This is a genomic window from Streptomyces sp. DI166, assembly GCF_900091315.1.
Taxonomy (GTDB): Bacteria; Actinomycetota; Actinomycetes; order Streptomycetales; family Streptomycetaceae; genus Streptomyces; species Streptomyces fuscus.
In genome coordinates this window covers 12,182-25,207 of sequence record NZ_FLSP01000001.1, presented here as the reverse complement: position 1 = coordinate 25,207, position 13,026 = coordinate 12,182, and the positions used below count along the sequence as shown (strand labels likewise).

The following is a 13,026-nucleotide window of genomic DNA, read 5'->3' as shown; positions in this document are numbered from 1 at the left end:
TCCCCCGTCGCACAGTGAGGTGCAGGAAAGATGGACCGCTCTTCGCACTCCCGCTCCCGCAGAATCGCGCCCTTCGTGGCCCTGGCCACCGCGGCCGCTCTAGCCCTTGCCGGCTGCTCCAGTGACTCCGGCGGCAAGAAGGCCGAGGAAAGCGCTGAAGGGGCCGCCGCGGGCAAGGCGGACACCCCGCGGATGACGGTCGCCCTCGTCACCCACCAGTCGCCGGGCGACACCTTCTGGGACATCGTCCGCAAGGGAGCCGAGGCCGCCGCCGCCAAGGACAACGTCAAGCTCATCTACACGGCCGACCCCAGCGCGGGCACCCAGGCCAACCTCGTGCAGAACGCCATCGACCAGAAGGTCGACGGCATCGCCGTCACGCTCGCCAAGCCCGACGCCCTCAAGGACGTCATCGCCAAGGCCAACAAGGCGGGCATCCCCGTCGTCGGCCTCAACTCCGGCGTCAGCGAGTGGCAGAAGCTCGGCCTGATGGAGTTCTTCGGCCAGGACGAGACCGTCGCCGGTGAGGCGCTCGGCAAGCGCCTGAACGAGGAAGGCGCCAAGAAGGCCGTCTGTGTCATCCAGGAGCAGGGCAACATCGGCCTCACCCAGCGCTGCGACGGTGTGGCCAAGACCTTCTCCGGAACCGTCGAGACGCTCAACGTCAACGGCACCGACATGCCCTCGGTGAAGTCGACGATCACCGCCAAGCTGGCCGAGGACAAGGCCATCGACTACATCGTCACGCTCGGCGCCCCGTTCGCGCTGACCGCGACGCAGTCGGTGTCGGAGTCCGGCAGCAAGGCCAAGGTCGCCACCTTCGACCTCAACAAGGACCTGACCGGCGCCATCAGCAAGGGCACCATCGAGTTCGCCGTCGACCAGCAGCCCTACCTCCAGGGCTACCTGGCCATCGACTCGCTGTGGCTCTACAAGAACAACGGCAACTACATGGGCGGCGGTGAGCAGCCGGTGCTGACCGGCCCGGCCTTCGTCGACAAGTCCAACGTCGACGCCGTCGCCGGGTTCGCCTCGAAGGGCACTCGGTGATGAGCATGACCCAGCATGCCGATCCGGCGGTGACCACACCGCCGGCCCCCGGCTCCAAGGAGACCGACGGGCGGACGGCCCAGCGCTCCCTCGCGCTCCGGCTGCTCGCCCGCCCCGAGGTCGGCGTCTTCCTGGGCGCGGTCGCGGTGCTGGTCTTCTTCCTGATCACCGCACCGCCGGTGCGCGACGGCGGAGCGATGGCCAACATCCTCTACCAGTCGTCCACCATCGGGATCATGGCGCTGCCCGTGGCCCTGCTGATGATCGGCGGGGAGTTCGACCTGTCCGCCGGTGTTGCCGTGATCACCTCGGCGCTCACCGCCAGCATGATCAGCTACCAGCTGACCATGAACGTGTGGGTCGGCGTGATCGTGGCCCTCGCCGTCTCCCTCGGTATCGGCTTCTTCAACGGCTGGATGCTGGTCAAGACCGGCCTGCCCAGCTTCCTGGTCACCCTCGGCACCTTCCTGATCCTCCAGGGCGCCAACCTGGCGATCACCAAGTGGGTGACCGGCAACGTCGCCACCGACGACATCAGCAACATGGACGGCTTCTCGCAGGCCAAGGCCCTCTTCGCCTCCTCCTTCGAGGTCGGCGGCGTCCAGGTGAAGATCACCATCGTGTGGTGGCTGGTCTTCGCGGCCCTGGCCACCTGGGTGCTGCTGCGCACCAAGTACGGCAACTGGATCTTCGCCGTGGGCGGCAACAAGGAGTCCGCCCGCGCCGTCGGTGTGCCGGTGACCTTCACCAAGATCTCGCTGTTCATGCTGGTCGGCTTCGGCGCCTGGTTCGTCGGCATGCACAACCTGTTCTCCTTCAACACCGTGCAGTCCGGCGAGGGCGTCGGCCAGGAGCTGATCTACATCGCCGCGGCCGTCATCGGCGGCTGTCTGCTGACCGGCGGCTACGGCTCCGCGATCGGCCCCGTCTTCGGCGCGTTCATGTTCGGCATGGTCCAGCAGGGCATCGTCTACGCCGGCTGGAACCCCGACTGGTTCAAGGCCTTCCTCGGCGTGATGCTCCTCGGCGCCACGCTCATCAATCTGTGGGTCCGCCAGACGGCGACCCGGAGGTGACCGCAATGACCACCCCTCACGGAGCTGTCCTGAAGGACACGGAGCCCGCCCAGGACCGGCCGATCGTCGAACTGCGCGGCGCGGGCAAGTCCTACGGCAACATCCGCGCCCTGCACGGCGTCAGCCTCGCCGTCCACCCCGGCAAGGTGACCTGCGTCCTCGGCGACAACGGCGCCGGCAAGTCCACCCTCATCAAGATCGTCTCGGGGCTGCACCAGCACACCGAGGGCGAGTTCCTCGTCGACGGCGAACCGGTGCGCTTCACCACCCCGCGCGAGGCCCTGGACCGCGGCATCGCCACCGTCTACCAGGACCTGGCGACTGTCCCGCTGATGCCGGTGTGGCGCAACTTCTTCCTCGGCTCCGAGATGACCAAGGGCCCCTGGCCGATCCGGCGCCTCGACATCGCCGCCATGAAGAAGACCGCGGACCACGAACTGCGGGAGATGGGCATCGTCCTGGACGACCTGGAACAGCCCATCGGCACCCTCTCCGGCGGCCAGCGCCAGTGCGTGGCCATCGCCCGCGCCGTCTACTTCGGCGCCCGCGTCCTCATCCTGGACGAGCCCACCGCCGCCCTCGGCGTCAAGCAGTCCGGAGTGGTCCTGAAGTACATCGCCGCCGCCCGCGACCGCGGCCTCGGCGTCATCTTCATCACCCACAACCCGCACCACGCCTACATGGTCGGCGACCACTTCAGCGTGCTGCGCCTGGGCACCCTGGAACTGTCCGCCTCGCGCGACCAGGTCAGCCTGGAAGAACTCACCAACCACATGGCCGGCGGCGCCGAACTTGCCGCACTCAAGCACGAGCTGTCACAGGTCCGGGGCGTCGACGTCGACGAACTCCCCGAGGAGGACGACCTCACCGCACCCGTGGCCGGCACCGAAGGGAAGGCGTGAACATGGCGGCACTGGACCGCATCCGGGTCGGCTCCGCCCCGGACTCCTGGGGCGTGTGGTTCCCCGACGACCCCCAGCAGGTGCCCTGGGAACGCTTCCTGGACGAGGTCTCCGAGGCCGGATACGAGTGGATCGAACTCGGCCCGTACGGCTACCTCCCCACCGACCCCGCCCGGCTCACCGACGAGATCGGCCGCCGGAACCTGAAGGTGTCCGCCGGAACCGTCTTCACCGGACTGCACCGCGGACCCTCCGTGTGGGAATCCACCTGGGAGCACGTCAGCCAGGTCGCCTCGCTCACCCAGGCCATGGGCGCCCGGCACCTGGTGGTCATCCCCTCCTTCTGGCGCGACGACAAGACCGCCGAGATCCTGGAGCCCCCGGAGCTGACCGCCGAGCAGTGGGCCCACCTCACCAAGGGCATGGAACGCCTCGGCCACGAGGTCAAGGAGACCTACGGCCTCGACATCGTGGTCCACCCGCACGCCGACACCCACATCGACACCGAGGCCCACGTCGAGCGCTTCCTCGACTCCACCGACTCCGACCTGGTCAACCTGTGCCTGGACACCGGGCACTACGCCTACTGCGGCGGCGACAGCGTCAAGCTGATCGAGACCTACGGCGAGCGCATCGGCTACCTGCACCTCAAGCAGGTCGACCCGGAGATCCTCGCGGACGTCGTGAAGAACGAGATCCCCTTCGGACCGGCCGTCCAGCGCGGCGTGATGTGCGAACCGCCCGCCGGAGTACCGGAACTGGAGCCGGTGCTGGCCGCCGCCCAGGGACTCGGGGTGGAGCTGTTCGCCATCGTCGAGCAGGACATGTACCCCTGCGAACCGGACAAGCCGCTGCCGATCGCGGTGCGCACCCGTAAGTTCCTGAGGTCCTGCGGCGCCTGAGAGGACATCATGACCACACCCCTGGGCATCGCCGTCATCGGCACCGGACGCATGGGCACTGACCACGTGCGCCGGATCCAGGAGGTGATCAGCGGGGCACGGGTCACGGCCGTGGCCGACGTCGACGAGGCGCGGGCCAAGGCCGTGGCCGCCCGCGTCGACGGCTGCGCCGCGCACACCGACCCCGTCGCGGCGATGGCGTCGGCCGGGGTCGACGCCGTCCTCGTCGCCTCCCCGGGCCCCGCCCACGAGGAGGCGATCACCGCCGCCCTCGCCCGCGACCTGCCGGTGCTGTGCGAGAAGCCCCTCACCCCCGACGCCGCCTCCGCGCTGCGCCTTGTCGAGGCCGAACAGGCCCACGGCAGGCGCCGCGTCCAGGTCGGCTTCATGCGCCGCTACGACCCCGAGTACACGAGTCTGAAGGCGCTGCTGGAGACCGGGCAGCTGGGCCGGCCGCTGATGCTGCACCAGCGGCACCGCAATGTCGCGAGCGCCTCCTTCTTCACCTCCGAGATGCTGATCAGCGACTCCGTCGCCCACGAGGTCGACGCCACCCGCTGGCTCACCGGCGACGAGATCACCGCCGTCACCGTGCTGCGGCCCACCCCGTCCGCGAACGCCCCCGAGGGCCTCGCGGACCCGCAGTTCGTGGTCATGGAGACCGCCTCGGGAGCCCTCGCGGACGTGGAGATCTTCGTCAACTGCGGCTTCGGCTACCAGGTACAGGCCGAGACGGTCTGCGAACGCGGCACCGCCCGCATCGGCGACGGCCACGCCCTGGTCACCGCCATGGCCGGACGCTGGGGCGGCAGCATCGCCCAGGACTGGACGGAGCGCTTCGCCACCGCCTACGACCGGGAGGTCCAGGCCTGGGTCGACGCCACCCGGCGCGGCGAGGTGACCGGGCCGAGCATGTGGGACGGATACGCGGCCGCCGCGGTCTGCGACGCCGGGGTGCGGTCGCTGCACGAGGGCGGGCGGGTGGAGGTGGAACTCGCCGAGCGGCCGGACTTCTACCGCTGAGCCGTGCGCGGGGCACTCGACAGGCCGTTGTCAGTGCCCCGCGTTAGCGTGCACAGCAATGACCGTTCCCCCACTCGGGAGGCTTTGATGGCTTCGCGACTCAACCCCTACCTCACCTTCACCGGCGAGGCCCGCCAGGCCATGGAGTTCTACCAGCAGGTCTTCGGCGGCGAGCTGAACCTGAACTCCTACGGCGACTTCGGCCAGCAGGACAGCCCCATGGCCGACAAGATCATGCACGGCATGCTGGAGACCCCCAGCGGCTTCACCCTGATGGGCGCCGACAACCCGGAGGGCGAACAGCCCGGCGAGCACCGGTACTCCGTCAGCCTCAGCGGCGACGACGAGTCCGAACTGCGCGGCTACTGGGAGAAGCTCTCCGAGGGCGGCCAGGTGTCGGTGCCGCTGGAGAAGCAGATGTGGGGCGATGTCTTCGGCATGTGCACGGACCGGTTCGGCGTTCCCTGGATGGTCAACATCAGTGAACGCTCGGGCTGACGGCGGCGCGCGGCCGGGACCTGACCCCGGCCGCGCGCCTGCACGTTCACGCCTGCCGGACCTCCTCGATGCGCACCGGACGGTGCTCGTGCATCGACAGGGTGCACGCCTCCGCGATCCAGCCCGCCTCCAGGGCGTCCTCGACCGTGCAGGGCGAGGGCCGGGTGCCCGCCACGACCTCGGTGAACGCGGTCAGTTCGGCGCGGTAGGCGGCGGTGAAGCGGTCCATGAAGAAGTCGTGCGGGGTGCCCGCCGGGAAGGTCACCCCGGGCTCCACCGAGCGCAGCGGCAGCTTGTCCTCCAGGCCCACGGCGACGGAGTCGGTGAAGCCGTGCAGCTCCATCCGCACGTCGTAGCCCCGGGCGTTGTGGCGGGAGTTGGAGACCACCGCGAGGGTGCCGTCGTCGAGGGTGAGGATCGCGCCGGTGGTGTCGGCGTCGCCCGCGTCCTTGATGTACTCCGCGCCCCGGTTGCCGCCGACGGCGTACACCTCGGTCACCTCGCGGCCGGTCACCCAGCGGATGATGTCGAAGTCGTGCACCGAGCAGTCCCGGAAGATGCCGCCCGAGGAGGCGATGTACCCGGCGGGCGGCGGCGCCGGGTCCAGGGTGGTCGAGCGGACGGTGTGCAGCTTGCCCAGCTCACCCGCCCGCACGGCCGCACGGGCGGCGACGAACCCGGCGTCGAAGCGGCGGTTGTAGCCGATCTGGATCGGCACGTCCTTGTCCTGGACGGCCTTGAGGACCTGGACGCCCTCGGACATGGTCCGGGCGACGGGCTTCTCGCAGAAGACGGGGATGCCGGCCTCGACCCCGGCGAGGATCAGCGCGGGGTGGGCGTCGGTCGCCGCGGCGACGACGATGCCGTCCACCCCGGCGGCCAGCAGGGCCTCGGGCGAGTCGACGACCTCGCCGCCGAACCGCTCGGCGGCGGACTTCGCCGCGTCCGCGAACGGGTCGGTGAGCACGAGGGAGTCGACGGCGTCGAGTCCGGAGAGGGTCTCGGCGTGGAAGGCGCCGATGCGGCCGAGGCCGAGGATTCCGATACGCATGAGGGTGCAGCTCCTATTGCGGTGAGGGTCAGTCGAGGGCACCGAGGACGTTCTGGTCCCAGTCGATCACCGAACCGGTGACCACGCCGGACCGGTCGGACAGCAGGAGGACGACGAAGTCGGCGATCTCGTCCGGCTGGCCGAGCTTGCCCATCGGCAGCCGGGCGGCGGCGCGCTCGCGCCAGTCGTCCCCGGCGCCGTGGAAGGCGCGCTGGGTGGCGTCCTCGCCCTCGGTCTCGGTCCAGCCGATGTTCAGGCCGTTGATCCGGATCCGGTCGTAGCGGTGGGCGTGGGCGGCGTTGCGGGTGAGCCCGGCGAGCCCCGCCTTCGCGGCCACGTACGGGGCCAGGAAGGGCTGCCCGCCGTGCGCCGACGAGGTGATGACGTTGACGATCGTGCCGGGCGCCTCACGGGCCACCATGTCCGCGACCGCGGCCTGCATGGCGAAGAAGGGCGCCTTGAGGTTGATCGCGATGTGCTGGTCGAACAGCTCGGGCGTGGTGTCCAGCAGGGTGCCGCGGCTGGTCAGCCCCGCCGCGTTCACCAGGCAGTCGATACGCCCGTACGCCGCCACGACCTGCCGTACGGAGTCCTTGGCCTGCTCGGCGTCGGCGAGGTCGGCGCGGACGAACAGGGCCTTGCCCCCGGCCGAGGTCAGCTCCGCGACCAGCGTCTCGCCGGGCCCGGTACGCCGTCCGGTGACGGCCACGGTCGCCCCCTCGCGCACGGCGGCGCGTGCGACGGCGGCACCGACACCCTGGGTGCCGCCGTTGACGAGGACGACCTTGTCGTCGAGAAGTCCCATGATCTGCGGTTCCTTTCAGCTCGCGCGGCGCGCGGCGTGGGCCCTCAGCTCCGCGCGGAGGGCCTCGGGGGTCCATGACTCGCGCAGGGCGCGGCGTACGAGGTCCGCCTGGGAGGGCGGGGCGAGTCCGTCGACGGGCGGGTCGCTGTCGAGGTTGGTGGGGAAGGGATAGCCCTCGGCGCTCGCGGCGATCACATGGCCGACGCCGGGCGCGTCCCCGCGTTCCAGCAGCACGGGGTAGACGGCGTTCACGACCGCCTCCCGGTCCACGGTCTCCATGGCCCGCCCGAACGCGGAGGACACCTGGAGCAGGTTGGCCATACGCCGGATGCCGGTGGAGCGGTTGGTGCCCGCGGCGTGGAACAGCGCCGGGTTGAAGAAGACGGCGTCGCCCTTGGCCAGCGGCAGCTGGATGTGGTGCGCGGCGAAGTACTCCTGGAAGTCGGGGCGCCGCCAGGCCAGATACCCCGGCTCGTACGTCTGCGAGTACGGCAGGTACATCGTCGGCCCGGACTCCACCGGCATGTCGCCGTGGGCGACGGCGCCCTGGAGGGTGAGCACGGGGGAGAGGCGGTGCACATGCGCGGGGTAGGCGGCAGCGGCCTCGTCGGAGAGGAAGCCGAGGTGGTAGTCGCGGTGCGCGGTCTGCGCGGCGCCACCCGGGTTGACCACGTTGACCTGCGAGGTGACCTGGTAGCCGGGGCCGAGCCAGGCGTGCGAGACGAGCGCGAGGACGTCGTTGGCGTAGTAGTCGGCGAAGGCCTCCGGGTCGTGCAGGGCCGCCTTCTCCAGGGCGTTCCAGATCCGGTCGTTGGCGCCGGGCCGCGCGAAGTGGTCGCCGGCCGTCGCACCGGAGGCGCGCTGCTCGGCGATCAGCGCCTCGAACACCCCGGTGAGCCGGTCCACGGCGGCCTCCGGGAAGGCGCCCCGGAACACCACGACGCCGGGTCCGTCGGTGAGCACCCGCACCAGCTCGTCCCGCAGCTTCTCGCCGCCCGCGGTTCCCTCGTAGACCGGTACGCCCTGCTCGACGGAGGCGGCATGCGGGAAGTCGGCCGGGTCGCAGGTCCGCTCCACGAGCCGGCGGAAGTCGTCCAGGTCGCAGTCGTCGGCGGACAGCCAGGGAGTGAAGGACATCGTCGTCCTCTCGGTGACAGGGACAAGGCAGTGCTGTCATTCTTGTCAGGACAAAGACGTCGAACAACCAGCAGGCAGCCATCAAAAACCCCTCAAGGAGTGCCGCTGTGGGCCACCCGTTCCCCATCCGCGAGATTGCACGTCAGGCGGGCCTGAGCGAGGCCACCGTGGACCGCGTGCTCAACGGCAGGGGAGGGGTGCGGGAGAGCACCGCGCGGGAGGTCAGACAGGCCATCGCCGACCTGGACCGGCAGCGCACCCAGGTCCGTCTGGTGGGCCGCACCTTCATGATCGACATAGTGATGCAGGCCCCCGAACGGTTCTCCACCGCCGTACGCTCCGCACTGGAGGCCGAACTGCCCTCCCTGCACCCGGCGGTGGTGCGTTCCCGCTTCCACTTCCGGGAGACCGGGCCGGTCGAGGAACTGACCCGCACCCTGGACCGGATCGCCCGGCGCGGCACCCAGGGCGTGATCCTCAAGGCCCCGGACGTTCCCGGGATCACGGCCGCCGTCGGCAGGCTCACGGCGGCCGGGATCCCGGTGGTCACCCTGGTGACCGACCTGCCCGCCACCCCGCGCCTGGCCTACGTCGGCATCGACAACCGGGCCGCCGGGGCGACCGCCGCGTACCTCATGGGGCAGTGGCTCGGCGACCGGCCCGGCAATGTGCTCACCAGCCTGTCCAGCGGGTTCTTCCGCAACGAGGAGGAGCGCGAGATGGGCTTCCGCAGCGCCATGCGCGCCCGCCACCCGCATCGCGCGCTGGTTGAGATCGCCGAGGGACAGGGCCTGGACGCCACCCAGTACGACCTGGTCCGCGCCGCGCTCGACCGGGACCCGGAGATCCGCGCCGTCTACTCCATCGGCGGCGGCAACATCGCCACCCTGCGCGCCTTCGAGGACGCCGGCCGGGACTGCGCCGTGTACATCGCCCACGACCTCGACCACGACAACACCCGCCTGCTGCACGACCACCGGCTGTCCGCGGTGCTCCACCACGACCTGCGCCAGGACCTGCGCGAGGCCTGCCGCATCGTGATGCGGCACCATGACGCCCTGCCGCCCGCGGGGCCCACGCTGCCGTCCGCGATCCAGGTGGTGACGCCGTACAACATGCCGCACACCCCGCCGCCCCGGACGCCGCCCGTGTGACGCCGTGTCACGACCGCGGTGACGGGGGATCGCTGCCTAACGTCGTCCGCATGAGCAAACGCGGCGTCACACCCACGACCGAACACGCCACGGAGGGCGGGCCGGAGCGGCTGGTGGCGCTGGCCGACGGCGTCTTCGCCATCGCCCTCACCCTGCTCGTCCTGGACCTGTCCATCGGACCGGGGCTGAACGACGAGGAGTACCACGACGCCCTGCGCGAAGTCCTGCCGAACCTGGGCGCCTACGCGATCAGCCTGATCGTGCTGGCCGGGTTCTGGCGCGAGAACCGCATGCTCTTCCACGGCGTCCGGCAGGTCGACGCCCAGGTGATCACCCTGACCCTGCTCGGGCTCGGCCTCGCGGCGCTCGTCCCCTTCCCGACCGTCCTCGTCGCGGAGTACGGCCACGAGAGCATCTCCGTCGTCATCTACTCGGCGGTGGTCGCCGCGCTGGGCGCCGTCCACCTCGCCCTGCTGCTCGTGATCGCCCGGCGCCCCTGGCTGAGCGGGGACGAGAAGCCGCTGCGCGATGTCACGGTCTCCGCGCTGGAGATGGGCAGCACGGTGGCGGTGTTCGTCGTGACGATTCCGCTGGCCCTGGCCGTCGGGCCCGCGGCCATGTGGTGGTGGCTGGTGCTGATCCCGGTCAAGGTGTGGCTTGGGCGGCGGTCGACGGCGGCCTGACGGCGTGCAGGGTGCGGCGCGGACGAGCGGCCGGGGCGGGCCGCCTGACCTCACGCGCCGGTCACCTCGGCCCAGCCGCCCTCCGCCGCCGAGCGGGTCATCGCGTCCAGCACCGCCGCGCTGTGCACCGCGTCCGCGAGCGTGGCACCGTACGGGACGCCCTCGGCGACGGAGCGCAGGAAACGGTAGGCCTCGACGACCTTCAGGTCGTCGTAACCCATGGCGTTGGCCGCGCCCGGCTGGAACGCGCCGAACTCACCGTCGCCCGGACCGACGTACACCGTGCTCACCGGCTGGTCCTGGTACGACGTCCCGCGGCTCACCCCGAGCTCGTTCATCCGGCGGAAGTCCCAGAACACCGCTCCCTTGGTGCCGTGCACCTCGAAGCCGTAGTTGTTCTGCTCGCCCACCGAGACCCGGCACGCCTCCAGCACACCGCGCGCGCCCGAGGCGAAGCGGAGCAGGCAGTTGACGTAGTCCTCGTTCTCCACCGGCCCGAGTTCACCGCCGGCGGCGCGGGTGTGACCGGCCGTGGCGCCCGCGGGCCGGGCCCGTTCGGGCACGAAGACGGCCGTGTCGGCGGCCACGGAGGTGATGTCGCCGAGCAGGAACCGGGCCAGGTCCGCGCCGTGCGAGGCCAGGTCGCCGAGCACCCCGCTGCCGCCGCGCTCCCGCTCGTACCGCCAGGTCAGCGCACCCTCGGGGTGGGCGGCGTAGTCGCTGAACAGCCGGAAGCGGACGTGGGTGACGGTGCCGATGTCACCCGAGGCGATCAGCTCGCGGGCCGCCTCCACGGCGGGCGCGTTGCGGTAGTTGAAGCCGACGGCGCCCTGCACGCCCGCCTCGGCCACCGCGTCGGCGACCGCGCGGGCGTCCTCGGCGGTCAGGCCCACCGGCTTCTCGATCCAGATGTGCTTGCCGGCCTGAGCCATGGCGACGCCGATCTCCCGGTGCAGGAAGTTCGGCGCGGTGATGCTGACCGCCTTCACCCGCGGGTCGGCGGCCACCTCGCGCCAGTCGCGGGTGGCCGAGGCGAACCCGAACTGCCGGGCGGCCTCCTCGGCCCGGCCCGGCACCTCCTCGGCGACGGTCACCAGCTCCGGGCGCACCGCGAGCCGCGGATAGTGGTGGCGGACACGGGCGTACGCCTGGGTGTGCACCCGCCCCATCCAGCCGAACCCGACGACGGCGACTCCGAGCGCATCCACCATGACAGCCCCTCTTTGGACCGGTCCAGAACTTGCGGAACCACCCTGAGTGCCTCTACGTCCTGGTGTCAACCCTTTGACAAGCGTGGCGCGTCCATGGAACGGTCCATGTCATGAGAGCGCCGACCATCCGCGACGTGGCCGAACGGGCCGGTGTCTCCAAGTCCCTGGTCTCCCTGGTGCTGCGCGGCTCCGACCAGGTACGGCCGGAGAAGCGTGAGGCCGTGCTGCGCGCCGTACGCGAACTCGGCTACCGCCCCAACACCGCCGCCCGCAGCCTCAGCGAACGCCGCACCCGCACCGTCGGCGTCCTCCTGAACGACCTGCGCAACCCGTGGTTCGTGGACCTGCTCGACGGACTGAACTCCCTGCTCCACGACAACGGCCTGCACATGCTGCTCGCCGACGCCCGCCTGAACCGCCGCACCGGCCAGGACCCGGCCGACCCCTTCCTCGACCTGCGCGTCGACGGCCTGGTCGTGGTCGGCACCCTGCCCGACCCGGCCGCCCTCGGCCCGGTCGCCGCCCGGATGCCGGTCGTGGTCGCGGGCGCCCGCGAGGCGGTGCCGCCGCACGTCGACGTCGTGGCGGGCGACGACGAACAGGGCGCGCGGCTGGCCACCGAGCACCTGATCGGCCTCGGCCACCGACGCATCGCGCACATCGCGGGCTACGGCGCGGTCGGCGAACTGCGCCGCCGCAGCTTCGAGGAGACCATGCGGGCACACGGGCTCGCCGACTCCGCCCGGGTGGAACCCAGCGACATGACCGAGGAGGGCGGCTACCGCACGATGGTCCGGCTGCTCGCCGGCCCCTCCCGGCCGACGGCCGTCTTCGCCGTCAACGACATCACCGGGGTCGGCGCGCTGTCGGCGGCCGAGGAACTCGGGCTGGCGGCACCTCGCGACCTGTCCGTCGTCGGCTACGACAACACGAGCATCTCCCGGCTCCGGCACGTGTGGCTGACCACGGTGGACGGCAGCGGGCACGACGTGGGGCGGCGGGCGGCACGGTGTCTGCTGGACCGCTTCGAGCACCGGGAGGCGCCGGGGCGCGTGCACCTGGCGGCGCCGGTACTGGAGGTACGGGGCAGTACGGGACCGCCCGTCACAGGTTGATCGCGTACACCTTGCGCAGCGTCTCGTGCACCGTCCACGTCGTGCGGTCACCGGCGCGCAGTACCGCCATGTCGCCGGGACCCACCTTCAGCGTGTCGCCGCCCTCGACCTCGATCGTGGCCGAACCGCTCAGCACCACGAACAGTTCGTCCGCCTCCGTGTCGGTGACCACGCCCGGCGTGATCTGCCAGATGCCCCGGATCTGCCGCCCGTCGGGAGACTCCCAGATCACCTTGCCGGTCACCTCGGGGGTGCCGGAGACGATCTGGGCCGGGTCGAGCGGATCGGGTTCGAGTTCGGCGTCGGGGACGTGGACCGCGAAACTGGGAGGCAGGGCATCGCTCATGACGTGACCCTAACCAGCGTGGGCCGGTCCCGGGCGTCGACAGAGTGTGCGGGATCGGACCAGGTGGGGGGAC

General features: G+C 71.1%; 14 protein-coding genes. 9 read left to right on the top strand and 5 right to left on the bottom strand.

What is annotated here, in order from left to right; genetic code table 11:
* Positions 1–30 precede the first annotated feature (30 nt).
* The 6 genes from GA0115233_RS00125 (at position 31) to GA0115233_RS00100 (ending at position 5,451) form a co-directional block, all read left to right on the top strand.
* Positions 31–1,050 (top strand): sugar ABC transporter substrate-binding protein, encoded by a 1,020-nt coding sequence (locus GA0115233_RS00125; RefSeq protein ID WP_093717921.1) that lies wholly within the window; start codon positions 31–33, stop codon positions 1,048–1,050.
* Positions 1,050–2,126, top strand: coding sequence for an ABC transporter permease (locus tag GA0115233_RS00120; RefSeq protein WP_093717920.1), 1,077 nt, complete (start codon positions 1,050–1,052; stop codon positions 2,124–2,126). Before GA0115233_RS00125 ends, GA0115233_RS00120 begins: the two co-directional genes overlap by 1 nt.
* Before the next feature lie 5 nt (positions 2,127–2,131).
* The gene (locus tag GA0115233_RS00115) at positions 2,132–3,028 is read left to right on the top strand and encodes an ATP-binding cassette domain-containing protein (protein WP_176711584.1); all 897 of its coding nucleotides are present in this window, start codon (positions 2,132–2,134) and stop codon (positions 3,026–3,028) included.
* A gap of 2 nt (positions 3,029–3,030) precedes the next feature.
* Positions 3,031–3,930 carry a sugar phosphate isomerase/epimerase family protein gene (locus tag GA0115233_RS00110; protein WP_093717919.1) on the top strand — a complete coding sequence of 300 codons (900 nt, stop codon included), beginning with the start codon at positions 3,031–3,033 and terminating at the stop codon, positions 3,928–3,930.
* A gap of 9 nt (positions 3,931–3,939) precedes the next feature.
* Positions 3,940–4,953 (top strand): Gfo/Idh/MocA family protein, encoded by a 1,014-nt coding sequence (locus tag GA0115233_RS00105; protein WP_093717918.1) that lies wholly within the window; start codon positions 3,940–3,942, stop codon positions 4,951–4,953.
* 87 nt (positions 4,954–5,040) lie between these two features.
* Positions 5,041–5,451, top strand: coding sequence for a VOC family protein (locus GA0115233_RS00100; protein ID WP_093717917.1), 411 nt, complete (start codon positions 5,041–5,043; stop codon positions 5,449–5,451).
* Positions 5,452–5,497: 46 nt separating this feature from the next.
* Here GA0115233_RS00100 and GA0115233_RS00095 read toward each other — a convergent pair whose 3' ends face one another.
* From GA0115233_RS00095 to GA0115233_RS00085, 3 genes are read right to left on the bottom strand one after another with little or no spacing between them, the layout of a single operon-like run.
* A complete protein-coding gene (locus tag GA0115233_RS00095) occupies positions 5,498–6,502 on the bottom strand; it encodes a Gfo/Idh/MocA family protein (protein ID WP_093717916.1) in 1,005 nt (334 codons plus the stop codon).
* A gap of 28 nt (positions 6,503–6,530) precedes the next feature.
* On the bottom strand, positions 6,531–7,307 hold the full coding sequence (locus tag GA0115233_RS00090; RefSeq protein ID WP_093717915.1) for an SDR family oxidoreductase: 777 nt from the start codon (positions 7,305–7,307) through the stop codon (positions 6,531–6,533).
* A gap of 15 nt (positions 7,308–7,322) precedes the next feature.
* Positions 7,323–8,444 carry a phytanoyl-CoA dioxygenase family protein gene (locus tag GA0115233_RS00085; protein ID WP_093717914.1) on the bottom strand — a complete coding sequence of 374 codons (1,122 nt, stop codon included), beginning with the start codon at positions 8,442–8,444 and terminating at the stop codon, positions 7,323–7,325.
* Positions 8,445–8,551: 107 nt separating this feature from the next.
* Between GA0115233_RS00085 and GA0115233_RS00080 the strand changes: the two genes are divergently transcribed.
* Positions 8,552–9,598, top strand: a complete 1,047-nt coding sequence (locus tag GA0115233_RS00080) for a LacI family DNA-binding transcriptional regulator (protein WP_093717913.1) — start codon at positions 8,552–8,554, stop codon at positions 9,596–9,598.
* A 113-nt stretch (positions 9,599–9,711) separates the two neighbouring features.
* On the top strand, positions 9,712–10,281 hold the full coding sequence (locus GA0115233_RS00075) for a TMEM175 family protein (protein ID WP_093718104.1): 570 nt from the start codon (positions 9,712–9,714) through the stop codon (positions 10,279–10,281).
* 50 nt (positions 10,282–10,331) lie between these two features.
* Here GA0115233_RS00075 and GA0115233_RS00070 read toward each other — a convergent pair whose 3' ends face one another.
* Entirely contained in the window at positions 10,332–11,492 is a 1,161-nt protein-coding gene (locus GA0115233_RS00070; RefSeq protein ID WP_093717912.1) for a Gfo/Idh/MocA family protein, read from the bottom strand.
* 110 nt (positions 11,493–11,602) lie between these two features.
* Between GA0115233_RS00070 and GA0115233_RS00065 the strand changes: the two genes are divergently transcribed.
* The gene (locus tag GA0115233_RS00065) at positions 11,603–12,607 is read left to right on the top strand and encodes a LacI family DNA-binding transcriptional regulator (protein WP_093717911.1); all 1,005 of its coding nucleotides are present in this window, start codon (positions 11,603–11,605) and stop codon (positions 12,605–12,607) included.
* Here the strand turns inward: GA0115233_RS00065 and GA0115233_RS00060 are convergent.
* Positions 12,597–12,941 (bottom strand): cupin domain-containing protein, encoded by a 345-nt coding sequence (locus GA0115233_RS00060; RefSeq protein ID WP_093718103.1) that lies wholly within the window; start codon positions 12,939–12,941, stop codon positions 12,597–12,599. The genes GA0115233_RS00065 and GA0115233_RS00060 overlap by 11 nt on opposite strands.
* Positions 12,942–13,026 lie beyond the last annotated feature (85 nt).